At 60.8% G+C, this 24,436-nt stretch carries 18 protein-coding genes; 13 read left to right on the top strand and 5 right to left on the bottom strand.

The genetic code is table 11. The features are described 5' to 3' along the window. The first annotated feature begins 10 nt into the window (after nt 1-10). The 7 genes from ACM6I7_RS17685 to ACM6I7_RS17655 all read left to right on the top strand — a co-directional run bounded on the left by ACM6I7_RS17685 (nt 11) and on the right by ACM6I7_RS17655 (nt 12,462). Nucleotides 11-904, top strand: coding sequence for a hypothetical protein (locus ACM6I7_RS17685; RefSeq protein WP_097089873.1), 894 nt, complete (start codon nt 11-13; stop codon nt 902-904). Between the two features lie 19 nt (nt 905-923). Continuing rightward, nucleotides 924-1,370: a 50S ribosomal protein L9 gene (gene rplI / locus ACM6I7_RS17680; RefSeq protein WP_003221136.1), complete on the top strand. Its 447-nt coding sequence runs from the start codon at nt 924-926 to the stop codon at nt 1,368-1,370. A gap of 120 nt (nt 1,371-1,490) precedes the next feature. Beyond that, nucleotides 1,491-2,888 carry a replicative DNA helicase gene (dnaB, locus tag ACM6I7_RS17675; RefSeq protein WP_003221138.1) on the top strand — a complete coding sequence of 466 codons (1,398 nt, stop codon included), beginning with the start codon at nt 1,491-1,493 and terminating at the stop codon, nt 2,886-2,888. Nucleotides 2,889-3,080: 192 nt separating this feature from the next. Continuing rightward, nucleotides 3,081-5,384 (top strand): YgiQ family radical SAM protein, encoded by a 2,304-nt coding sequence (locus ACM6I7_RS17670; RefSeq protein WP_007967456.1) that lies wholly within the window; start codon nt 3,081-3,083, stop codon nt 5,382-5,384. Between the two features lie 337 nt (nt 5,385-5,721). Further along, on the top strand, nt 5,722-8,997 hold the full coding sequence (locus tag ACM6I7_RS17665) for a DUF2126 domain-containing protein (protein ID WP_414888961.1): 3,276 nt from the start codon (nt 5,722-5,724) through the stop codon (nt 8,995-8,997). An 88-nt stretch (nt 8,998-9,085) separates the two neighbouring features. Further along, the gene (locus ACM6I7_RS17660) at nt 9,086-11,572 is read left to right on the top strand and encodes a circularly permuted type 2 ATP-grasp protein (RefSeq protein WP_414888960.1); all 2,487 of its coding nucleotides are present in this window, start codon (nt 9,086-9,088) and stop codon (nt 11,570-11,572) included. Continuing rightward, a complete protein-coding gene (locus ACM6I7_RS17655) occupies nt 11,572-12,462 on the top strand; it encodes a transglutaminase family protein (RefSeq protein ID WP_096794772.1) in 891 nt (296 codons plus the stop codon). The genes ACM6I7_RS17660 and ACM6I7_RS17655 overlap by 1 nt, the downstream gene beginning before the upstream one ends. Nucleotides 12,463-12,673: 211 nt before the next feature. Here the strand turns inward: ACM6I7_RS17655 and ACM6I7_RS17650 are convergent, their stop codons facing one another. Beyond that, the gene (locus ACM6I7_RS17650) at nt 12,674-12,859 is read right to left on the bottom strand and encodes a hypothetical protein (RefSeq protein ID WP_103368243.1); all 186 of its coding nucleotides are present in this window, start codon (nt 12,857-12,859) and stop codon (nt 12,674-12,676) included. A 68-nt stretch (nt 12,860-12,927) separates the two neighbouring features. Further along, nucleotides 12,928-13,515 (bottom strand): TIGR00730 family Rossman fold protein, encoded by a 588-nt coding sequence (locus tag ACM6I7_RS17645; protein WP_027613525.1) that lies wholly within the window; start codon nt 13,513-13,515, stop codon nt 12,928-12,930. Nucleotides 13,516-13,855: 340 nt separating this feature from the next. Here ACM6I7_RS17645 and azu point away from each other — a divergent pair, with 340 nt between their 5' ends. Beyond that, complete coding sequence (gene azu, locus ACM6I7_RS17640; protein ID WP_097089879.1) at nt 13,856-14,302, top strand: azurin; 447 nt, start codon at nt 13,856-13,858, stop codon at nt 14,300-14,302. Between the two features lie 222 nt (nt 14,303-14,524). After that, nucleotides 14,525-15,445 (top strand): hypothetical protein, encoded by a 921-nt coding sequence (locus ACM6I7_RS17635; RefSeq protein WP_414888959.1) that lies wholly within the window; start codon nt 14,525-14,527, stop codon nt 15,443-15,445. A gap of 68 nt (nt 15,446-15,513) precedes the next feature. Here the strand turns inward: ACM6I7_RS17635 and nadE are convergent, their stop codons facing one another. The 3 genes from nadE to ACM6I7_RS17620 form a co-directional block, all read right to left on the bottom strand. Then, the gene (gene nadE / locus ACM6I7_RS17630; protein WP_027613527.1) at nt 15,514-16,341 is read right to left on the bottom strand and encodes an ammonia-dependent NAD(+) synthetase; all 828 of its coding nucleotides are present in this window, start codon (nt 16,339-16,341) and stop codon (nt 15,514-15,516) included. Between the two features lie 4 nt (nt 16,342-16,345). Beyond that, the gene (pncB, locus tag ACM6I7_RS17625) at nt 16,346-17,569 is read right to left on the bottom strand and encodes a nicotinate phosphoribosyltransferase (protein WP_041065644.1); all 1,224 of its coding nucleotides are present in this window, start codon (nt 17,567-17,569) and stop codon (nt 16,346-16,348) included. Between the two features lie 214 nt (nt 17,570-17,783). Continuing rightward, nucleotides 17,784-18,686 (bottom strand): LysR family transcriptional regulator, encoded by a 903-nt coding sequence (locus tag ACM6I7_RS17620; RefSeq protein WP_097089881.1) that lies wholly within the window; start codon nt 18,684-18,686, stop codon nt 17,784-17,786. Between the two features lie 165 nt (nt 18,687-18,851). Here ACM6I7_RS17620 and ACM6I7_RS17615 point away from each other — a divergent pair, with 165 nt between their 5' ends. The 4 genes from ACM6I7_RS17615 to ACM6I7_RS17600 all read left to right on the top strand — a co-directional run bounded on the left by ACM6I7_RS17615 (nt 18,852) and on the right by ACM6I7_RS17600 (nt 24,434). Further along, complete coding sequence (locus ACM6I7_RS17615) at nt 18,852-20,342, top strand: aldehyde dehydrogenase family protein (protein ID WP_414888958.1); 1,491 nt, start codon at nt 18,852-18,854, stop codon at nt 20,340-20,342. 149 nt (nt 20,343-20,491) lie between these two features. Continuing rightward, nucleotides 20,492-21,775 carry an NAD(P)/FAD-dependent oxidoreductase gene (locus tag ACM6I7_RS17610; protein WP_115988328.1) on the top strand — a complete coding sequence of 428 codons (1,284 nt, stop codon included), beginning with the start codon at nt 20,492-20,494 and terminating at the stop codon, nt 21,773-21,775. Between the two features lie 368 nt (nt 21,776-22,143). Beyond that, entirely contained in the window at nt 22,144-23,277 is a 1,134-nt protein-coding gene (locus ACM6I7_RS17605; RefSeq protein ID WP_027613531.1) for an ABC transporter substrate-binding protein, read from the top strand. A gap of 242 nt (nt 23,278-23,519) precedes the next feature. Then, nucleotides 23,520-24,434 (top strand): ABC transporter permease subunit, encoded by a 915-nt coding sequence (locus ACM6I7_RS17600; protein WP_027613532.1) that lies wholly within the window; start codon nt 23,520-23,522, stop codon nt 24,432-24,434. Nucleotides 24,435-24,436 lie beyond the last annotated feature (2 nt).

Below are 24,436 nucleotides of genomic sequence, written 5' to 3'. Positions count from 1 at the left end.
GATTGAATGCATGCGTGCCTTAGCTGAGTTCATCATGCGAGGCCGTATGCAGGCCACTCTCGTGGTGGCCGGATGTGCAACATTGCCGTTGTTGTATTGGTTGGGTGCTGCCGCCGGGAGCCTTGTGCTCCTGCGGCGCGGACTGACGGACGCCCTGGGTGTTCTGTCTCTGGGGCTGCTGCCGGCTTTGGTCTGGTGGCTGTATGCCGATGATCCACGGGCACTTCTGGTGCTGCTGGGGTCTTCGGGGCTTGCGTTGGTGTTGCGCGCAAGTGAGTCCTGGGTTCGCACGCTGCTGGTCAGCGTAGTGATTGGAGTGGTGTTTTCAGTGGTGCTCGGGGCAGCGTTTGCGGCCCAGATTGAGATGCTCGCGCAGGCCTTGATAAAGGTCATGCCGGCGCTTCTTGGTGAAACCTACAAGCAATTGTCGGTCGATGAGCAAGCGCGCTTCGCGTCCCTGATTGCACCAGTCCTGACCGGACTGATTGCGGCTCTGTTGCAGATCGTCAGCGTGCTGAGCCTGATTGTCGGGCGGCATTGGCAAGCGTTGTTGTACAACCCGGGTGGTTTTGGTCGCGAGTTTCGCGTCATCCGGATCCCGCTGGGGCCGGCGATGTTGCTGCTGGCGTTGATGCTTCTGGGCCCGAATCTCGGTGCACAGATGGCCATGTTGACGCCGTTGTGCAGCGTACCGCTGGTGTTCGCCGGACTCGCCCTGATTCACGGGCTGGTCGGGCAGAAGCGACTGGCCGGTTTCTGGCTGGTGGGGTTGTACGTCACGCTGCTGTTGTTCATGCAGCTGCTCTATCCGTTGCTCGTGGTTCTGGCCATTGTCGACAGCCTGATTGATTTTCGCGGTCGTCACGTGTCGAAAGACACCGATAACGCGAACGGTGAAGGTTAAAAGTTAAGAGGATTTCCACATGCAACTGATCCTTCTGGAAAAAATCGCCAACCTGGGCAACCTGGGCGACAAAGTAAACGTTAAAGCCGGTTACGGCCGTAACTACCTGCTGCCTTTCGGCAAGGCTACCGCTGCGACCGCTGCCAACCTGGCTGCGTTCGAAGAGCGTCGTGCCGAGCTGGAAAAAGCTGCCGCAGACCGTAAAGCATCGGCTGAAAGCCGTGCTGCCCAACTGGCCGAGCTGGAAGTGACCATCACTGCCACCGCTGGCGACGAAGGCAAGCTGTTCGGTTCGATCGGTACTCACGACATCGCTGACGCACTGACCGCTTCCGGCGTTGAAGTGCAGAAGAGCGAAGTTCGTCTGCCGAACGGCACCATCCGCAACGTGGGTGAATTCGACGTGGCTGTGCACCTGCACGCCGAAGTTGAAGCCACCGTACGCGTTGTCGTGGTAGCAGCTTAAGCAATACTTGTCGGCTGGCACCCTCGGGTGCTTGCCGGTAACATCGGGCACGATCCTGTTTACAGGTCGTGCCCTTTGTCTTTCTGGTACTCCCGTTTTCAAACCTGACTCCAAGTGGCCATGAACGAAATCACCGCTCCCGAGCAATACGATCTGCAAACCGCTGCCCTGAAGGTGCCGCCGCACTCCATCGAGGCCGAACAGGCCGTACTCGGTGGTCTGATGCTGGACAACAACGCCTGGGAACGCGTGCTCGATCAAGTCTCCGACGGCGATTTCTACCGACATGACCACCGTCTGATCTTCCGTGCGATCGCCAAACTGGCCGATCAGAACATGCCGATCGACGTCGTGACCCTTGCCGAGCAACTGGACAAGGAAGGTCAGACGTCCCAGGTCGGCGGCCTCGGTTACCTCGGCGAACTGGCGAAAAACACGCCGTCCGTCGCCAACATCAAGGCCTATGCGCAGATCGTTCGCCAGCGGGCGACGTTGCGCCAGTTGATCGGTATCAGCACCGAAATTGCCGACGCCGCCTTCAACCCTGAAGGCCGTACAGCCGAAGAGATCCTCGACGAAGCCGAACGGCAGATCTTCCAGATCGCCGAGGCTCGGCCCAAGACCGGCGGCCCGGTGGGGGTCAACGAACTGTTGACCAAGGCCATCGACCGCATCGACACCCTGTTCAACACCGCCGACGCGATCACCGGTCTGTCCACCGGTTATACCGACCTCGACGAGAAGACCAGCGGTCTGCAGCCGTCCGACCTGATCATCGTCGCCGGCCGTCCGTCGATGGGTAAAACCACCTTCGCGATGAACCTGGTGGAAAACGCCGTACTGCGCAGCGACAAGGCGGTGCTGGTGTACTCCCTCGAGATGCCAGGTGAATCGCTGATCATGCGTATGCTCTCGTCCCTCGGTCGTATCGATCAGACCAAGGTGCGTTCCGGCCAGCTCGAAGACGACGACTGGCCGCGCCTGACCTCGGCGGTCAACCTGCTCAACGATCGCAAGCTGTTCATCGATGATACCGCCGGCATCAGCCCGTCGGAAATGCGTGCGCGGACCCGGCGCCTGGTGCGCGAACATGGCGACATCGGTCTGATCATGATCGACTACCTGCAGCTGATGCAGATTCCCGGCTCCAGCGGTGACAACCGGACCAACGAGATTTCCGAGATCTCCCGATCCCTGAAAGCCCTGGCCAAAGAATTCAACTGCCCGGTGGTGGCGCTGTCGCAGCTCAACCGTTCCCTGGAACAACGTCCCAACAAGCGTCCGGTGAACTCCGACTTGCGGGAATCCGGAGCTATCGAGCAGGACGCCGACGTCATCATGTTCGTGTACCGGGACGAGGTGTATCACCCGGAAACCGAGCACAAGGGCATCGCCGAAATCATCATCGGCAAGCAGCGGAACGGCCCGATCGGCTTTATCCGCCTGGCGTTTATCGGTAAGTACACCCGCTTCGAAAACCTCGCGCCGGGCAGTTACAACTTCGACGACGACGAGTAAATTCTTCATCGTTTGAGCTGACGCCTTCGCGAGCAAGCCCGCTCCCACACCTGGAATGCATTCAAATGTGGGAGCGGGCTTGCTCGCGAATGGGCGTGGCGCAATTTCCGACCACAGCCGTCGGAATTGGTCAAAATTTGTGCTATATTCCGCGCCCGCGAAATTCAATGAAAGCCAACACCGGTTATCGACATGCAAGCAGCCAAGCCGTTATTTGACTATCCAAAGTACTGGGCCGAATGTTTCGGGCCAGCGCCATTCCTGCCGATGAGCAGGGAGGAGATGGATCAGCTCGGCTGGGATTCCTGCGACATCATCATCGTCACCGGTGATGCCTACGTCGATCACCCGTCGTTCGGCATGGCGATCATCGGCCGGTTGCTGGAGTCCCAGGGCTTCCGCGTCGGGATCATTGCCCAGCCGAACTGGCAATCCAAAGACGACTTCATGAAGCTCGGCGAGCCGAACCTGTTCTTCGGCGTCGCGGCCGGCAACATGGACTCGATGATCAACCGCTACACCGCGGACAAGAAAATCCGTTCCGACGACGCCTACACCCCGGGTGGCATGGCGGGAAAGCGTCCGGATCGCGCGAGCCTGGTCTACAGCCAGCGCTGCAAGGAAGCCTACAAACACGTGCCGATCGTCCTCGGCGGCATCGAAGCTTCGCTGCGCCGCATCGCCCACTATGACTACTGGCAGGATCGTGTACGCAACTCGATCCTGATCGACGCCAGCGCCGACATTCTGCTGTACGGCAACGCCGAGCGCGCCATCGTCGAAGTGGCCCAGCGTCTGTCCTACGGGCACAAGATCGAAGACATCACCGACGTGCGCGGCACCGCGTTCATCCGTCGTGACACGCCGCAGGGCTGGTACGAAGTCGATTCCACGCGCATTGACCGTCCGGGCAAGGTCGACAAGATCATCAACCCGTACGTCAACACCCAGGACACCCAGGCCTGCGCCATCGAGCAAGAGAAGGGCCCGGTGGATGATCCCGAGGAAGCCAAGGTCGTACAGATCCTGGCCAGCCCGCGCATGACTCGCGACAAGACCGTGATCCGCCTGCCGTCGATGGAAAAGGTGCGTAACGACCCGGTCCTGTACGCCCACGCCAACCGCGTGCTGCACCTGGAAACCAACCCAGGCAACGCCCGCGCGCTGGTGCAGAAACATGGCGAGATCGACGTCTGGTTCAATCCGCCGCCGATTCCGATGACCACTGAAGAAATGGACTACGTGTTCGGCATGCCTTACGCCCGGGTTCCGCACCCGGCGTACGGCAAGGAGAAGATTCCGGCCTACGACATGATCCGTTTCTCGGTGAACATCATGCGTGGCTGCTTCGGCGGCTGCACCTTCTGCTCGATCACCGAGCACGAAGGCCGGATCATCCAGAACCGTTCCGAAGAGTCGATCATTCGCGAGATCGAAGAGATCCGCGACAAGGTTCCGGGCTTCACCGGTGTCATCTCCGACCTTGGCGGCCCGACCGCAAACATGTACCGCATCGCCTGCAAGAGCCCGGAAATCGAATCCGCGTGCCGCAAGCCGTCCTGCGTATTCCCGGGCATCTGCCCGAACCTGAACACCGACCACTCGTCGCTGATTCAGCTGTACCGCAGTGCCCGTGCCCTGCCGGGTGTGAAGAAGATCCTGATCGCCTCCGGCCTGCGTTACGACCTCGCGGTCGAGTCGCCGGAGTACGTCAAAGAGCTGGTGACCCACCACGTCGGCGGTTACCTGAAGATCGCCCCGGAACACACCGAGGAAGGTCCGCTCAACCAGATGATGAAACCGGGCATTGGCAGCTATGACAAGTTCAAGCGCATGTTCGAGAAGTACACCAAGGAAGCAGGCAAAGAGCAGTACCTGATCCCGTACTTCATCGCCGCGCACCCGGGCACCACCGACGAAGACATGATGAACCTGGCGCTGTGGCTCAAGGGCAACGGTTTCCGTGCCGACCAGGTGCAGGCGTTCTACCCGTCGCCGATGGCCACCGCCACCGCGATGTACCACTCGGGCAAGAACCCGCTGCGCAAGGTCACCTACAAGAGCGACGGCGTGACCATCGTCAAGAGCGAAGAGCAGCGTCGTCTGCACAAGGCGTTCTTGCGTTATCACGACCCGAAAGGCTGGCCGATGCTGCGCGAAGCGTTGATTCGCATGGGACGTGGTGACCTGATCGGTCCGGGCAAGGATCAGTTGATTCCGCTGCATCAACCGGCTACCGACAGCTACCAGAGCGCCCGTCGCAAGAACTCGACACCGGCCGGCAGCCACAAGGTCGCGAAAGAGAAGACCACCAAGATTCTCACCCAGCACAACGGCCTGCCGCCGCGTGCCAGCGACGGTGGCAATCCGTGGGACAAGCGTGAACAAGCCAAGGCTGCGGCGTTCGCCCGCAACCAGCAGGCGGCCAAGGAACGCAAGGAAGCGGCCAAGGGCAAGGGGCCGAAACCGGCTCGCAAGCCGGTCGTTCCGCGCTAAGTCGCTTTTTGTTTCAACAGAACGCCAACCTTCGGGTTGGCGTTTTGCATTTCAGGGCTCAAGAAGTGTGCTGAAACGACTGGCCCTTTCGCGAGCAAGCCCGCTCCCACATTGGAATACGTACACCTGTGGGAGCGGGCTTGCTCGCGAAGGCTTCATCTCAGGCGCCGCATCTACCACTGCCGCCACATTTAGGCGCAACTTCCTCGAACCATTTCCCCGCATCGCCCGATTTTGGTGCTGTACTGCCCTGAGCATTCCGGGAAAGCGCCCAAGCCTCTGCATGGCATAAGTCTTGCGCGCTTTCGAATACGCTTAGGCTCGCAGGAGGCACGCCGTGTCGATTCATGTCGCATTGCATCACGTCACGCATTACCGCTACGACCGCGCTGTCGAACTCGGCCCGCAGATCGTACGCCTGCGCCCGGCCGCCCACAGCCGCACGCGGATCCTCTCGTATGCGCTGAAGGTCTCGCCCGAGCAGCATTTCATCAACTGGCAGCAAGACCCGCAGGGTAACTACCTCGCGCGTCTGGTGTTCCCCGAGAAAACCGACGAGTTGCGCATCGAGGTCGATCTGCTGGCCGAGATGGCGGTGTTCAACCCCTTCGACTTCTTCCTCGAACCCTATGCCGAGAAAATCCCCTTCACTTACGCCGCAGATGAACGCAAGGAATTGGCGCCGTACCTCGAAACTCTGCCGCTGACCCCGGCATTCAAAGCCTATCTGGACGGGATCGACCGTACGCCGCTGCCCGCCGTGGATTTCCTGGTGATGCTCAACCAGCGCCTCAGCGAAGACATCCGCTACCTGATCCGCATGGAACCGGGCGTGCAAACCCCGGAACACACCCTCGAACATGCCTCCGGCTCCTGCCGCGACTCGGCGTGGCTGCTGGTGCAACTGCTGCGCAACCTCGGGTTGGCCGCGCGGTTTGTCTCCGGTTACCTGATTCAACTGACTGCCGACGTGAAGAGCCTCGACGGCCCATCCGGCACCGAGGTGGATTTCACCGACCTGCACGCCTGGTGCGAGGTGTACTTGCCAGGCGCAGGCTGGATCGGTCTGGATGCTACGTCCGGATTGTTCGCCGGCGAAGGGCATATCCCGCTGGCCTGCAGCCCCGATCCATCCTCGGCGGCACCGATCAGTGGTCTGGTCGAGCCGTGCGAATGCCAGTTCAGCCACGAAATGTCGGTGGAGCGGATCTGGGAAGCGCCACGGGTGACCAAGCCCTACACCGATGAGCAGTGGCTGGCGATTCAGGCGCTGGGCCGGCAGATCGATGCCGACCTGCTGGAAGGCGATGTGCGCCTGACCATGGGCGGCGAGCCGACCTTCGTCTCCATCGACGACCCGGACGGCGCCGAGTGGAACACCGCCGCGCTAGGCCCGGACAAGCGCCTACTGTCCGCCGAACTGTTCCAGCGCATGCGCCAGCACTATGCGCCGAAAGGTCTGGTGCATTTCGGTCAAGGCAAGTGGTACCCCGGCGAGCAATTGCCGCGCTGGTCGCTCAACTGCTATTGGCGCCGCGACGGCGTGCCGATCTGGCACAACAACGCGCTGATCGCCGATGAGCAGCAGGACTACGGCGCCGATGGCGAACTGGCGGGACGCTTTCTCGCGAGTGTTGCCGAACGCCTGAAACTGCCTGCTCGTTTCGTGTTTCCAGCCTACGAAGACAATTTTTATTACCTCTGGCGTGAGGGCGCATTGCCGAGCAACGTCAGCGCTGAAGACTCGCGTCTTGAAGAACCGCTGGAGCGTGCGCGTCTGCGCAAGGTTTTCGCTCAGGGGCTGGATAAAGTAATCGGCCAGGTGCTACCGCTGGCCCGCACCGCCAAGGGTGATCAATGGCAGAGCGGGCGCTGGTATCTGCGCGACGAGCATTGCCGACTGGTACCGGGGGATTCGCCGCTGGGTTATCGCTTGCCACTCGGCTCGCAGCCGTGGGTGAAGGCGGCGGAGTATCCGTTCATTCATCCCAACGATCCGAATCAGGACTTTCCCGAGCTGCCGGACACCACCCAGCTCAACAGCCATGCCGAACCCGCAACGGCCGCCGAACGTGCGCCGACAATCGACGAGTCCGCCGACTGGCTGACTCGCACCGCCTTCTGCGCCGAAGCGCGCGAAGGGCGTCTGTATCTGTTCATGCCGCCGCTGGAGCGGGTCGAGGACTATCTGGAACTGGTGGCGGCCATCGAAGCCACCGCCGAGGAGCTGCATTGCCCGGTGCTGCTGGAAGGTTACGAGCCGCCGAGTGATCCGCGCCTGAGCAACTTCCGCATCACCCCGGATCCGGGCGTGATCGAGGTCAACGTGCAGCCATCGGCGACCTGGGACGAGCTGGTCGAGCGCACCGAGTTTCTCTATGAACAGGCGCGGCAAACCCGCCTGACCACCGAAAAATTCATGATCGACGGGCGCCACACCGGCACCGGCGGCGGCAACCATTTCGTCCTCGGTGGCGCGACCCCGGCGGACTCACCATTCCTGCGCCGCCCGGATCTGCTGCGCAGCCTGATCAGTTACTGGCACAACCACCCGTCGCTGTCCTACCTGTTTTCCGGCTTGTTCATCGGCCCGACCTCGCAGGCACCGCGGGTCGATGAAGCGCGCAACGACGCCCTGTACGAACTGGAAATCGCCTTCGCGCAGATGCCTGAACCGGGCGAAGCGTGCGCGCCGTGGCTGGTGGATCGCCTGCTGCGCAATCTGCTGATCGACGTCACCGGCAACACTCACCGCGCCGAGTTCTGCATCGACAAACTGTATTCGCCGGATGGCGCTACCGGGCGTCTCGGCCTGCTGGAGCTGCGCGCCTTCGAAATGCCGCCGCATGCGCGGATGAGCCTGGCTCAGCAGTTATTGCTGCGGGCGCTGGTTGCGCGATTCTGGCGCGAGCCCTATGCGCCGCCGAAACTGGCGCGCTGGGGCACCGAGCTGCACGACCGCTTCATGCTGCCGCACTTTATCGAGCAGGATTTCGCCGACGTCATCGTCGAACTGAACAACGCCGGTTATCCATTGCGCGCCGAGTGGTTCGCTGCGCATCTGGAGTTCCGTTTTCCCAAGGTCGGCGATTACGCGGTCAGCGGCATCGAGATGGAGCTGCGCCAGGCGCTGGAACCTTGGCATGTACTGGGCGAGGAGGGTACGGCGGGCGGCACGGTGCGTTATGTCGATTCGTCGCTGGAGCGTTTGCAGATCAAGCTCAGCGGCTTGCCGCCGCAGCGCTATCTGCTGACCTGCAACGGCATTCCGCTGCCGCTGCAACCGACCGGGCGCATCGGTGAGTTCGTCGCCGGCGTGCGCTTTCGGGCCTGGCAACCGGCCAACTGCCTGCAACCGACCATCCCGGTGCACGCGCCGCTGGTGTTCGACCTGCTCGACACCTGGATGCAGCGTTCGCTGGGCGGTTGCCAGTACCACGTGGCGCACCCGGGCGGGCGCAATTACGAGACGTTGCCGGTCAATGCCAACGAAGCTGAGAGCCGGCGCATGGCGCGGTTTTTCCGCATCGGACACACGCCGGGGAAACTTCCGATACCGAACCTGACAATCTCCGACGAGCTGCCGATGACGCTCGATTTGCGACGTTTCTAAGTCCTGCACGACATGCGGATTTTTCGTATATCCGCACGTCATGTGCCTGCGTTAGTCTGACCGTTCCCTGCTGTCTGCCGAGCTTTCCATGCCTGACCTGCTAGACCGCTACCCGCTGACCGCGGGCACTTATCACGAACTGCTGAATGACAGCGGGGAAGTGCGCCCGCACTGGCGGCGGCTGTTCGATCAATTGCAGCGCAGCACCCCGGCGCAACTGGTGCAGCGGCAGGCGTTGCTGGCCCGGCAGATTCAGGAAAACGGCGTGACCTACAACGTCTATGCCGATCCCAAGGGCGCTGACCGCCCGTGGGAGCTGGACCTGCTGCCGCACGTGATCGCTGCTGACGAGTGGCAACAACTCTCGACGGGGATTGCCCAGCGAGCACGCCTGCTCAATGCGGTACTGGCCGATCTGTATGGCCCGCAGCGGCTGATCAGCGAAGGGTTGTTACCGGCGGAGCTGGTGTTCGGCCACAACAATTTTCTCTGGCCTTGTCAGGGTATCGCGCCACCGGAAGATGCCTTTCTGCATCTGTACGCCGTGGATCTGGCGCGCACGCCGGACGGGCGCTGGTGGGTCACGGCGGATCGTACTCAGGCACCGTCGGGCGCGGGCTATGCGCTGGAAAACCGCACCATCGTTTCGCGGGCGTTTCCCGAGTTGTACCGCGATCTGAAAGTGCAGCACCTGGCCGGCTTCTTCCGCACCCTGCAGGAAACCCTCGCGCGTCAGGCACCGTGTGCTGACGATGCGCCGCTGGTGGTGCTGCTGACGCCCGGGCGCTTCAACGAAAGCTATTTCGAACACCTTTACCTGGCACGCCAGCTCGGTTATCCGCTGGTGGAGGGCGGCGACCTCACCGTGCGCGATGCCACGGTGTACCTGAAAACCCTCAGTGGTCTGCGCCGGGTGCACGCGATCATGCGCCGGCTCGACGATGACTTCTGCGATCCGCTGGAGCTGCGCACCGATTCGGCACTTGGTGTGCCTGGCCTGCTGGAAGCGGTGCGTCAGGGCCGGGTGCTGGTGGCCAATGCCTTGGGCAGCGGCGTGCTAGAGTCGCCGGGGTTGCTCGGATTTCTGCCGAAGATCAATCAGTACCTGTTCGGCGAAGAACTGCTGCTGCCGTCCATCGCCACCTGGTGGTGCGGCGAGGCGCCGGTGCTGGCGCAGGCGTTGGAAAAGCTTCCCGAGCTGCTGATCAAACCGGCGTTCCCCTCACAAAGCTTCGCGCCGGTATTCGGCCGCGATCTGAGCAAACAACAGCGCCAGGCGCTCGCCGAGCGCATGCAGGCGCGGCCATACGCCTATGTCGCGCAAGAACTGGCGCAGCTGTCCCAGGCGCCGATCTGGCAGGCCGAAGACGGCCAACTGCAACCGCGAGCGATCGGCATGCGCGTGTACGCGGTGGCCAGTGGTGACGGCTATCGCGTATTGCCCGGTGGGCTGACCCGGGTCGCCGCCGAGGCCGATGCCGAAGTGGTGTCGATGCAGCGCGGCGGGGCGAGCAAGGACACCTGGGTGTTGGGCGATCGTGCGCCGAGTGGCGAGCAATGGAAAACCCAGCGCAACGTCGGCGTATACGATCTGGTGCGCCGCGACCCGTACCTGCCCTCGCGGGTGGTGGAGAACCTGTTCTGGTTCGGCCGTTACTGCGAGCGTTGCGACGACAGTGCGCGACTGCTGCGGATCATGCTCGCGCGGTATGTCGATGGCGATGATCCGCAAGCCTTGCAGGCGGCCGTGGAGCTGGGCGAGCGGCTGATGTTGCTGCCTGAGGAGGGTGAGCTACCGGAGCGGCTGCTGGCGGCGCTGCTCGGCGAGGACTGGTCGTTCAGCCTGCGCTCCAACCTGCAGCGCTTGCAGTGGGCGGCCTCGCAGGTGCGCGGCAAGCTTTCACGGGAAAACTGGCAGGCGTTGGTCGAGTTGCAGCGCGAGGCGCTGGAACTGGACACCGAAGAGCCGGACTTCGGCGAGTTGCTGGATTTCCTCAACCGGCTGGTGATGTCGCTGGCGGCGCTCTCGGGGTTCGCGCTCGACGACATGACGCGCGACGAAGGCTGGCGCTTTCTGATGATCGGCCGGCGCATCGAGCGGTTGCAGTTTCTCAGCAGCAGTCTGGCGGCGTTTCTGCGCGGCGCCGGGGCGTTCGATCAAGCGGGGCTGGAATGGCTGCTGGAGTTGGGCAACAGCAGCATCACCTACCGTTCGCGGTATCTGGCGGTGGCGCAGTTGATTCCGGTGCTCGACCTGTTGCTGCTGGATGAGCAGAACCCGCACGCGGTGTTGTTCCAGTTGAAACTGGTGACCCGCACTTTGAAACGCTTGAACGATGATTTCGGCGTACCTCGCGAGGCCGGGCTGCCGCAATTGGTCGAGCGTCTGGCGCGGTTCGATCTGGGCTGTCTGGAGAACCCGCTGTTCGGGGAAAACAGCGTGCGTGCCGCGCTCGATGGTCTGGCGGATCTGCTGCAAGAGATTGCCGAAGCCAGCGGTCAGGTGTCCGATCGACTGGCGCTGCGCCACTTTGCCCATGTCGATGATGTCAGCCAGCGCACGGTGTCCGTCTGATGAGCGCGCACTACCAGATCTTCCACGACACCTGTTACCACTACGACAGCCCGGTGTCGCTGGCGCAGCAACTCGCGCACCTGTGGCCGCGTGAGTGCACGTGGCAACGCTGCACCGAGCAGCAATTGCTGATCAGCCCGGACCCGACCACGCGGCGGGATGAACTGGATGTGTTCGGCAATCCGCTGACCCGACTGGCCTTCGAGCGCCCGCATGACGAGTTGCAGGTCAACGCCCGGCTCACGGTTGAGGTGCTGGCGCGGCCACCGGCGGATTTCAGTCTGTCCCCGGCGTGGGAGCAGACGCGTGATGCGCTGACCTACAGCAGCCAGCCATTGTCCGCCGAAATGCTGGAGGCTTGTCGCTATCGGTTTCAGTCACCCTACGTGCATTTGAAACGCAGTTTCGTCGAATTTTCGGAAAGCTGTTTTCCACCGGGAAGGCCCTTGTTGCTGGGCGTGCAGGCCTTGATGCAGAAAATTTTCAGCGAATTCACCTTCGATGCCGAGGCCACGCAAGTGGCGACGCCGCTGGTCGAGGTGCTGGAGCGCCGGCGTGGCGTTTGTCAGGACTTCGCGCATCTGATGCTCGCTTGCGTGCGCTCGCGAGGGCTGGCAGCGCGTTACATCAGTGGTTATCTGCTGACCCAGCCGCCGCCGGGACAGCCACGGCTGATCGGCGCCGATGCGTCGCATGCCTGGGTCTCGGTGTTCTGTCCGGTATTGGGCTGGGTGGATTTCGATCCGACCAACAACGTGCAGCCGGCGCTGGAGCACATCACCCTGGCCTGGGGCCGGGATTTTTCCGATGTGTCGCCGTTGCGGGGGGTGATTCTGGGGGGGGGCAGTCACGACCCGGAGGTCCGCGTTACCGTGATGCCATTGGAATAACACAGCAACCCATGTGGGAGCGGGCTTGCTCGCGAAGGCGGTGTGTCAGTTACATCAATGTTGAAGGTGAAGACGCCTTCGCGAGCAAGCCCGCTCCCACAGGAAGCCGTATCGTGTTCGGAAAACGGGGAGGGTGTGGGGGCCAGCGGCTGAGCCGCCAGCCCCGTCACAAATCCGCAGGGTCTGATTCGATGATCAAACCCGATGGGGCTCAGGCGTCAGGCGCCTGGTCTTTCGGTGCATCAACATCATCATCGTGGTCAGTCGCCACTTCACCGTCAGGGTTCAGTGCCGCTTCTTCAGCCTGCTGTTTCTTGCGCTGAAGCTTTTCCTCTTTCTTCTTTTCCTTTTCCAGGTCTCGTTGACGTTTGGCGAAGGAGTAATTGGGTTTGGCCATGGGCGATCCTCTGGGGTCGAAGGTGAGGTTGAGCGGCGCGTATTCTGCCCTGTATCGGTGCCCGGCGGTTAGCCGGGTTTTTGGTCGACCCACTTGGGCGTGACGGTCGGCTTCCAGTTATCCAGGGCGTCGAGCAGCGATTGTGCTGATTCGCTCACTTGCAGCATGTCACGGTGTGGGGCGCGAACGAAGCCTTCGCCGACGATATGGTCAAGAAAAGCCGTGAGTTTGCTGTAAAAACCGTTCACCTCAAGCAGCCCCAGCGGTTTGCCGTGGTAGCCGAGCTGGCCCCAGGTCCAGACTTCGAACAGCTCTTCCAGCGTGCCGAGACCGCCGGGCAACGCGATGAACGCATCGCTCAGCTCGGCCATGCGGGCCTTGCGCGCGTGCATGCCATCGACGACTTCGAGGCGCGTCAGGTTTTTGTGGCCGATCTCCTTGTCCATCAGGCTTTGCGGAATGATCCCGATCACTTCGCCGCCGGCGGCCAGCGCGGCGTCCGCCACCAGGCCCATCAGGCCCACGGCACCACCGCCGTAAACCAGCGTCAGTTGGCGCTCGGCGAGTGCCCGGCCAAGGGCTTGGGCGGCTTCGGTGTAAGCCGGATCAGTGCCGGCGTTGGCACCGCAAAATACACAAACGGATTTGAGAGACATGCCTTCCTCCTGGGTCAATCCGTCACAGGGTAATGGCTGGCACGTCTTGATCCAAGGGCTAAGCTTCGCGTTCTGGCGATTCAAAGGTACCGCTGGCGCCACAGGCGTAGGCGGCGAGCAAACTGCACAACAGGCCGTTAAAGAACATGATCGGTACTCCGTTTCAGTAGATGCGCCGATCATAGGCCCGGCCCGGGATTATCGCCGGTAGATTGTTTCGATGAGTGTCATAGCCTGAAAGTTGTATACAATTTTTGACTCAAGTCATAGGAACTTGCGAAGATTTCAGGCAGTCTTTCCACCATTAGTGTTTTTGTTAACCCTGCCTTGGAGATTCACCATGTTTTCCAAAGTTGTTGCGGTATCCCTGCTGGCGCTGGCCAGCAGCCAATTGATGGCTGCCGAGTGCAAAACCACCGTTGATTCCACCGACCAGATGTCCTTCAACACCAAGGAGATCGTGATCGACAAGAGCTGCAAGACCTTCACCGTCGAATTGACTCACTCTGGCAGCCTGCCGAAGAACGTCATGGGCCATAACCTGGTGATCAGCAAAGAAGCCGACATGCAGCCGATCGCTACCGACGGCCTGGCTGCCGGCATCGACAAGAACTACCTGAAGGACGGTGACGAGCGTGTCATCGCTCACACCAAGATCATCGGCGCTAAGGAAGCCGACTCGCTGACCATCGACGTGTCCAAGCTCAAGGCTGACGAGAAGTACGGCTTCTTCTGCTCGTTCCCGGGCCACATCTCGATGATGAAAGGCACCGTGACCCTAAAGTAATACTGCTCACACGTAACACGAAAAACGCCGCTGCAAGTGATTGCAGCGGCGTTTTTTCTGCTGATCAAATCTGCACCTTACCTCATTTCTGTGATCATGACCGCCCGTCGGAATTGCCCTCGTACCTGTAATTTCTGACAGTAGACACGGATTTCGAAGAAGCCTCGAATGAGGGTGCGCTCAGATGACTGTACGCATCCATTCCGAAAAAGGAGTTTTCGTATGACCGATCAAGAGAAATTACCCCAGCAGCGTACGTTGGTTCAGGATCCGAACAGAAGTAATGTGACAAGCGGAACCGTCATTGAGACAGTTACCAATGGCAATGGTGAACTCATCGAAAATGGCGGGGTCAGCACAAATCCATATTTGTCTTTTGTTGGTTCCGCTGCTCCCAATCAAAAGGCGCAGCTTTTCGACAACGGTGTCCCTGCGCATGCCCCGGTAAATGTTGATCACGTTGGCCACTACAGTTTGATCATTACAGATCAGAAAAACGGGCCGCATTTCTACACCGTGGAAACCACCGACGGGCAGGTGTCTGATCCATACATAGTTCACATGAAACTGTCCCTGCACGCCGCAATTTTGTGGATAAACGATCCCAACGGAGACGTCATCGAAAATAGTGGAAGCACTACGTTTGTCGATCTGAGCTTTGTAGGTGAGGGAGAGCCAAATACAACAGTCAGTCTTCTGGATCGCGGAATTCATGTAGGCACACTGAATATCGATGCAAATGCGCACTGGAGTGCTGTGCTGAACGGACTGTCAGTAGGGGCGCACAGCTTCACAGTGGTAGGAAGCGATGGTGTTGAATCCAGTCCCTGGAACATTCGAGTCGTGAACTCCGTGCCGGTAAGCATCCAGTTTCTTCTGGGAGAAAGCGGGCAGTTGATCGACAATCACGAGCAAACGACCGATACATCGTTAACGGTTGTCGGTACGGCAAACCCTGGTGAAAACGGAACAATCGTCGACTACGATAACGATCTGGTTAAATTCACGGCTAACTTGAATGGAATCTACACGGCAAAGATTTCGAATCTGGCTGAAAAGGTTCACACCATCAGAGCGGTAACGGCGAGTGGTCGAGTCTCGGACCCTTGGGCATTCAGGGTGGTTGCACCCAAAGCCCGTTAAATCGTTTATTGACACTGCTAAAGCCCGCTGAGGATCACTCCTTAGCGGGCTTTTCATTCACTTACCGATCAAGGCGCAAACGGCATCACACGCTTGTGATGAGTCTTGTTGTACGTATTGACGATGATGTCGAACGCTTCCTGACGCACCGGCTCGCCGTGCAGGAAGGCGTCGATCTCGGCGTAAGTCACGCCGTGGGAGGCTTCGTCCGGTTTGCCCGGCGACAGGTCTTCCAGATCCGCAGTCGGCACTTTTTCCACCAGCGATTCCGGTGCGCCAAAGCTGCGGGCAATCGCCCGGACCTGGTTTTTCACCAGACCGCTGAGCGGGGCCAGATCGCAGGCGCCGTCACCGAACTTGGTGAAGAAGCCCATCACCGCTTCCGCCGCATGATCGGTGCCGATCACCAGACCGTGGGCCGCGCCGGCGATGGTGTACTGGGCGACCATGCGCATCCGCGCCTTGGTGTTGCCGAGCACAAAATCCACCGACACCGCATGTTTGCCTTCGAACGCCGCCACTTCCTTGGCCAGTGATTTGACCGCCGGGCCGATGTTCACCGTGTGGCGTTCGTCCGGAGCGATGAAGTCCACCGACGCCTGGGCGTCGTGCTCGTCGAACTGGGTTTCGTACGGCAGGCGCACGGCGATGAACTTGTAGGCGTCGTCGCCGGTGCGCTCGCGCAGTTCACGCATGGCGCGCTGGGCCAGGAGGCCGGCGGTCAGCGAGTCGACACCGCCGCTGATGCCCAGCACCAGGGTCTTGAGGCCGGAATTGACCAGGCAATCCTGGATAAAGGTGATGCGCCGGGCGACTTCCGCTTCGAGGGCCTGATGCCCGGCGAATGGCGGTTGCACCTTGAGCTGTTCAGCAATCTCACGCTGTACGGCTTGCATGAATTCACTCCTTGCTAGATAGGCTGGAAACGGCAGGAACCTGGAACACATGTCGCAAATAGGCGACGAAATTCGGGTCTTTGCAGTGGGTCTTGCCGGGCTCGTCGGAGATCTTCGCCACCGGCTGGCCGTTGCAGGCGGTCATTTTAAGCACGATGCTCATCGGTTCGACACCCGGAATGTCACAGGTCAGGTTGGTGCCGATGCCGAAGCTGACGTTGATCCGCCCGTGCAGCGCGCGGAAGATCTCCAGCGACTTGGGCAAGGTCAGACTGTCGGAGAACACCAGGGTCTTGCTCATCGGGTCGATGCCGAGCTTGTGATAGTGGGCGATGCATTTTTCGCCCCACTGCACCGGATCCCCTGAATCGTGGCGCAGACCATCGAAGAGCTTGGCGAAGAACAGGTCGAAGTCGCCGAGAAACGCGTCGGTGGTGATGCAATCGGTGAGAGCAATCCCCAGCAGGCCACGGTATTCGCGCACCCAGCAGTCGAGCGCGGCGATCTGGCTGTCGATCAAGCGTGGGCCGAGTTGCTGGTGGGCCATGATCCATTCATGGGCCATGGTACCCAGCGGTTTCATGTCCAGTTCCCGTGACAGGTGCACGTTGCTGGTGCCGACGAAGCGCCCGGGGAAATCGTGCTTCAGCACATTGACCACTTCTTCCTGCACGCGGTACGAAAAGCGCCGGCGGGTGCCGAAGTCGGCGACCTGCAATTGCGCCAGTTCGTCAGCCGAGGCGTTGGCGCTGAGCCAGTCGAACTTGCGATACAGCTGTTCCCGCGCCTGCACCAGTTCGATTTCCCGGTAGCGATAGCGGTTGCGCACTTCGCTGACGATCGCCAGCAGCGGCACTTCGTAGAGGATCACATGCAGCCACGGGCCACGCAGACGGATGAACAGTTCGCCGTTCTCGATGCCGGTGTGCAGGTAGCGCAGGTTGAAGCGGAACAGGCCGAGAAAGCGCAGGAAATCCGGTTTGAGGAAGGTGATGCGCTCGAGAAAACTCAACTGGTCGGCACTCAGGCTCAGCTCGGCCAGACGCTCGATCTGGTAGCGAATCTCGGCCAGATACGGCCGCAGATCTTCGCTGTTACGGCAACGAAACTCCCATTCGACTTCGACGTTGGGGTAGTTGTGCAGCACCGCCTGCATCATCGTCAGTTTGTAGAAGTCGGTGTCGAGCAGGTTCTGCACGATGCGATCGGCAAACACACTCTCGCTCATAAACGGGGTCTCCAGGTGCACCGCGCGGTTGCGCGGGATCAATCAATGACGCTAGTGGCGCATATCAGCGGTGGGGATTGCCAGCAATTTTTTAGATCACCGCAGAACCCTTGTGGGAGCGAGCCTGCTCGCGAAGGCGTCATTTCAGTCGACATTGACATTGAATGTGCCGGCCTCTTCGCGAGCAGGCTCGCTCCCACAGTTTTCAATCGGGTCAGGCATTCGGGCTGTCGATCTGCTCCAGCATCCACTTCACAAAATCCCGCACCTTCGGCACTTCCGCCGCATGCTCCGGGTAGGCCAGGTAATAGGCGTCGGAACTGGGCATTGCATGCTGCCAGGGAATGACCAGTTTGCCGTCGGCCAATTCCTCTTCCACCAGAAACCGTGGCAGCAGCGCCACACCGCAGCCGACCTGGGCGGCGCGGATGCACATATAAAAGGTTTCGAAACGCGGCCCGTGGTAGCTGTGCTCGGTGTGGTAACCCTGACTGTCGAACCAGTCGTGCCAGGCCTGTGGGCGCGAGGCGTTTTGCAGCAGCACCAAATCGGTCAGTTGCGTCGGGTCGGTGAAGGGCCTGTCTGGCAGGCTGCCGGGGGCACAGACCGGCACCAGCTCTTCGCCGAACAGCTTCAGGCATTCGGTGCCGGGCCGTGAGCCTTGGCCGAAATAGAACGCCAGATCGCTGCGCCCCTGTAGCAAATCGTCGGCCTCCTGCTCGTTGCACAAGTCGAGATGGATCGACGGATGGCGCAGACGCCAGCCCTTCAGGCGCGGAACCAGCCAGCGGGCGCCGAAGGTCGAGGGCGTGGAAACGCGCAGGACTTCGGTCTCGCCGCCGTAGGAGCGCAGGTAATGCGTGGACATTTCCACCTGAGTGAGGATTTTTCGGACTTCCACCAGGTACAAATCCCCGGCCGGGGTCATCTGCAAACGCCGACGCACTCGGCGGAACAACAAGTGCTGCAACAATTCCTCAAGCTGCGCCACCTGTTTGCTGACCGCGCTCTGGGTCAGGTTCAGTTCTTCGGCGGCCCGGGTGAAGCTCAGGTGCCGGGTCACGGCTTCGAAGCACTGCAGTGCGGTGATCGACGGCAAGTGGCGTTTGTTCAGCATGGGTGATCCCTTTTTCTTGTCTTTCTGTGCGCAGCATGAATAAACGGAATGATATCTCGCGTAAAGGTCGTTTGTTGCCTTGCCTTCGGGAAGCTACAACTAAAGGCCTGCCCGGTCGTGAGTATTCGGCCGCACACATTCAGTTTTTCGCTTGAGGAGTGACCCATGGTTGCCGCATTGCTTGATCGTCTTGGTGTGAACCCGGCCCTGTACCAGAACGGCAAAGTGCCGGTGCATTCGCCCATCGATGGCAGCCGCATCGCCACCGTGAACTGGGAAGGCCCGGCCGAAGTCGAGCAGCACATCAGTCGCGCAGATCATGCGTTCGAGCAGTGGCGCAAGGTGCCGGCCCCGCGTCGCGGCGAACTGGTGCGTCAGTTCGGCGAAGTGCTGCGTGAGTACAAGGCTGACCTCGGCGAGCTGGTGTCGTGGGAGGCGGGCAAGATCACACAGGAAGGCCTCGGTGAAGTGCAGGAGATGATCGACATCTGCGACTTCGCCGTAGGCCTGTCGCGTCAACTGTACGGTTTGACCATCGCCTCCGAGCGCCCGGGCCACCACATGCGTGAAACCTGGCATCCGCTGGGCGTGGTCGGCGTGATCAGCGCGTTCAACTTCCCGGTCGCGGTTTGGGCGTGGAACACCACGCTGGCGCTGGTCTGCGGCAACCCGGTGGTGTGGAAACCGTCGGAGAAAACCCCGCTGACCGCACTGGCCTGTCAGGCGCTGTTCGATCGTGTGGTGAAGAATTTCAGCGATGCGCCGGCGAATCTGTGCCAGGTGATCATCGGTGGCCGTGACGCCGGCGAAGCGCTGGTGGACGACCCGCGTGTGGCGCTGATCAGCGCCACCGGCAGCACCCGCATGGGCCGCGAAGTGGCGCCGAAAGTCGCCTCACGTTTTGCTCGCAGCATTCTCGAACTGGGCGGCAACAACGCGATGATCCTCGGCCCGAGCGCCGATCTGGACATGGCCGTACGCGCGATTCTGTTCAGTGCGGTCGGCACCGCCGGTCAGCGTTGCACCACTCTGCGTCGGCTGATTGCCCATGAATCGGTGAAGGAAGAAATCGTCACCCGCCTCAAAGCCGCGTACGCCAAAGTGCGCATCGGCCATCCGCTGGAAGGCAATCTGGTCGGCCCGCTGATCGACAAACACAGCTTCGAAAACATGCAGGACGCGCTGGAGCAGGCACTGAGCGAGGGCGGCCGGGTATTCGGTGGCAAGCGCCAACTGGAAGACCAATTCCCGAATGCGTACTACGTGTCGCCGGCCATCGTCGAAATGCCGGAGCAGAGCGACGTGGTCTGCAGCGAAACCTTTGCGCCGATCCTCTACGTGGTCGGCTACAGCGACTTCCAGGAAGCGCTGCGCCTGAACAATGCGGTGCCGCAAGGCCTGTCGTCGTGCATCTTCACCACTGACGTGCGCGAGGCCGAGCAGTTCATGTCGGCGGTTGGCAGCGACTGTGGCATCGCCAACGTCAACATCGGCCCGAGCGGCGCGGAAATCGGCGGCGCGTTTGGTGGCGAGAAAGAAACCGGTGGCGGTCGTGAGTCGGGCTCCGACGCCTGGCGCGCGTACATGCGCCGGCAGACCAACACCGTGAACTACTCGCTGGAGTTGCCGCTGGCGCAGGGCATTACCTTCGACTGACAGGTGGAGATCCCTCCTTAGTGGGAGCGAGCCTGCTCGCGAATGTGGTGTGTCAGTCGGTATAGATGTTGGCTGATATACCGCTTTCGCGAGCAGGCTCGCTCCCACAGGGTACGCAGTGTTTGTTAGGTTTCTGTTGGAGTCTGGCAATGCCGTTACGCGAAGAATGTCTGTGGGAAAAACTCACGCCGCAGCGCCCGGATAACACCGCGCTCAAGAGTGAGGTCAAAGTCGATGTCTGCGTGATCGGCGCCGGGTTTACCGGGTTGTCGGCGGCGCTGCATCTGTTGGAAAAAGGCAAAAGCGTCTGCGTGCTCGAAGCGCATCGTGCCGGGCATGGCGGCTCCGGACGCAACGTCGGGCTGGTCAACGCCGGTATGTGGATCCCGCCGGACGAGATCGAAGCCGGGTTCGGCGAAGCGGTCGGCAGTCAGCTCAACCGCATGCTCGGGGCGGCGCCGGCGCTGGTGTTCAGCCTTGTGGATAAATACAACATCGATTGCCAACTGCGCCGCGAAGGCACCCTGCACATGGCGCACAACGCCAAGGGCGAGGCGGATCTGCGCAGTCGCGAGCAACAATGGAAGCGTCGCGGCGCGCCGGTCGAGTTGCTCACCGGCAAGGCCTGCGAGCAAGCCACCGGCACGCAGAAGATTGCCGCCGCGCTGCTCGATCGCCGCGCCGGTACGCTCAACCCGATGGCCTATGTCACCGGCCTGGCCAACGCGGTGAAGGGCCTGGGCGGGCAGATGTTCGATCACTCGCCAGTGACCCGTCTCGAACGCGTGGGCCAGCTATGGTCGGTGCAGACCGAGCTAGGTTCGGTACTCGCCGAGCAAGTGGTGATAGCCTCGAACGCCTACACCGAGGGCGACTGGACCGAACTCAAGCGCAACTTCTTCCCCGGTTACTACTATCAGGTCGCTTCGGTGCCGCTGACCGAAGACGCCGCCCATGACATTCTCCCCGGCGGTCAGGGCTCATGGGACACGCGGCAAGTGTTGAGCAGCATCCGTCGCGACAAGGACGGCCGGTTGTTGCTCGGCAGTCTGGGCAACGGCAATCAGAAGCCGACGTGGTTCCTCAAGGCCTGGGCCGACCGGGTGCAGCAACACTACTTCCCCAACCTGAAACCGGTGGAATGGGAATGCACCTGGACCGGGCGCATCGCCTTCACCCCCGATCACCTGATGCGCCTGTTCGAACCGGCGCCGGGACTGGTGGCCGTCACCGGTTACAACGGTCGTGGCGTGACCACCGGCACCGTGGTCGGCAAAGCCTTCGCCGACTACCTGTGTGACGGAAATCCTCAAGCCCTGCCGATCCCCTTCGCACCGATGCAGCCCTTGGCCGGCGTCGGCCTGCGCAGTTGCCTGTACGAGGCCGGCTTCTCGCTGTATCACGCGGGCCAGTGCCTGCGCATCGTCATTTGAGTGTTGAAATATGTTGCCGGAAGCGGCGCTTTTCGGCGTAGCGACTAGCCTCTAATGGTGCGGGTTGTAGCAGTCCCGCACCAGCAGTGTGCAGTTCGGTGACGCGAGCTGTTACAGGCTGGTTGCACGTCGTTTGGTGCCGCGGTTGCAATGATGGCGCAAGTGGGTTGCGCCTAAGATTTAAAAAGGTTTCACCTTCCGCGGTTTAGACGGTTGCACGCCCAATGAAAATGGGAACGAAACAGTCGAAATAACAAGAAAGCAGCGACTTTTTGAAGAATAAAAAACCGATGGCACGGCGCTTGCTCAGAGCATTCAGTGAAGTGAAGTCGCAGTGCCAACTAAAAAAAACCTTGGAGCACCACCTCATGTCCCAGACGTTTTACAAGAAAGGCTTTCTGGCCCTCGCAGTAGCTACTGCGTTGGGTGTTTCTGCGTTTGCTCAAGCCGATGTGAAAATCGGTGTAGCGGGTCCAATGACTGGCGCCAACGCGGCATTTGGCGAGCAGTACATGAAGGGTGCACAGGCAGCGGCGGACGCGGTCAATGCGGCGGGCGGCGTCAACGGCGAGAAAATCGTACTGGTCAAGGGCGATGACGCCTGCGAACCGAAACAGGCAGTGACAGTCGCCAAGGATCTGGTCAACCAGAAGGTAGCCGGCGTGGTCGGTCACTTCTGCTCCTCTTCCACCATCCCCGCCTCGGAAATCTACGACGAAGCCGGCGTTATCGCGATCACTCCGGGTTCCACCAACCCGCAAGTGACCGAGCGCGGCCTGAGCGCCATGTTCCGTATGTGCGGGCGTGACGACCAGCAAGGCATCGTCGCGGGCGACTACATCGTCGACGTGCTCAAGGGCAAGAAAGTCGCCGTGCTGCACGACAAGGACACCTACGGTCAGGGCCTGGCCGATGCGACCAAGGCTCAACTGGAAAAACGTGGCGTGAAGCCGGTGCTGTATGAAGGCCTGACCCGTGGCGAGAAAGACTTCAGCGCCGTGGTCACCAAGATTCGTGCAGCCGGTGCCGACGTTGTCTACTTCGGCGGCCTGCACCCGGAAGCCGGCCCGCTGGTCAAGCAACTGCGTACCGAAGGCCTGAAAGACGTCAAGTTCATGTCTGACGACGGCATCGTCACCGACGAATTGGTGACCACCGCCGGTGGCCCGCAATACGTTGACGGCGTGCTGATGACCTTCGGCGCCGACCCTCGCCTGCTGCCAGACAGCAAGACGGTAGTGGACGCGTTCCGCAAGGCCGGCACCGAGCCTGAAGGCTACACCCTGTACGCGTACGCGTCGGTTCAGACCCTGGCGGCCGCCTTCAACGGCGCCAAGTCCAACAGTGGCGAAAAAGCCGCCGAGTGGCTCAAGGCCAACCCGGTGAAAACCGTCATGGGCGAGAAAGCCTGGGACAAGAAGGGCGACCTGAAAGTCTCTGACTACGTGGTTTACCAGTGGGACAAGGACGGCAAATACCATCAGCTGGAAAAACAGAAGTAAGGGCTGACGCGATCGGTTGATCCCCACTCATCCAATGTGGGAGCGAGCCTGCTCGCGAAGACGGAATGACTGCCAACACATGTGTTGAATGATCGACCGCTTTCGCGAGCAGGCTCGCTCCCACAGGGACGGTGTCGGTCGGATGGGCTGATCGTATCTGCATTGCTCCGACGTAAATCTGTATTTTTCCTAGAAGAGCCGCCCGCTCCGGTGGGCAGGTTCTCATTGCGTGAGATTGCGTTATGGATGGTATTTTCCTGCAGCAACTGGTCAACGGCCTGACCCTCGGGTCGGTCTATGGCCTGATCGCCATCGGCTACACAATGGTCTACGGCATCATCGGCATGATCAACTTCGCCCACGGCGAGGTTTACATGATTTCCGCGTACCTCGCGGCAATCAGTCTGGCTCTGCTGGCTTACTTCGGTATCGAATCCTTCCCGCTGTTGATGCTTGGCACGCTGGTTTTCACTATCGTCGTCACCGGCGTCTATGGCTGGGTAATCGAACGCGTCGCTTACAAACCTCTGCGCAACTCCACTCGACTGGCACCGCTGATCAGTGCCATTGGTATCTCGCTGATCCTGCAGAACTACGCCCAGATCAGCCAGGGCGCCCGTCAACAGGGTGTTCCGACGCTGCTCACCGGTGCCTGGCGCATCGACGTCGGCAGCGGTTTCGTCCAACTGACCTACACCAAGATCTTCATTCTGGTCGCCGCATTTGTCGGCATGGGCCTGCTGACCTACGTGATCAAGTACACCAAGCTCGGCCGCATGTGCCGCGCCACCCAGCAAGACCGCAAGATGGCCTCAATCCTCGGGATCAACACCGACCGGGTGATTTCCTACGTGTTCATCATCGGTGCAGCAATGGCGGCGCTGGCCGGCGTGCTGATCACCATGAACTACGGCACGTTCGACTTCTACGCAGGCTTCGTCATCGGCATCAAGGCGTTCACCGCCGCCGTGCTTGGCGGGATCGGCTCACTGCCCGGCGCGATGCTCGGCGGGATCATTCTCGGGATCTCCGAGTCGCTGTTCTCGGGCCTGGTCAACTCCGACTACAAAGACGTGTTCAGCTTCTCGCTGCTCGTACTTGTTCTGGTCTTCCGGCCTCAGGGCCTGTTGGGCCGTCCTCTTGTGTCGAAGGTGTAAGC

Source organism: Pseudomonas sp. IT-93MI4 (assembly GCF_949767635.1).
Lineage (GTDB): Bacteria > Pseudomonadota > Gammaproteobacteria > Pseudomonadales > Pseudomonadaceae > Aquipseudomonas > Aquipseudomonas putida_A.
The sequence above is the reverse complement of the archived record's forward strand: the minus strand, read 5'-3'. Positions and strand labels throughout refer to the sequence as shown.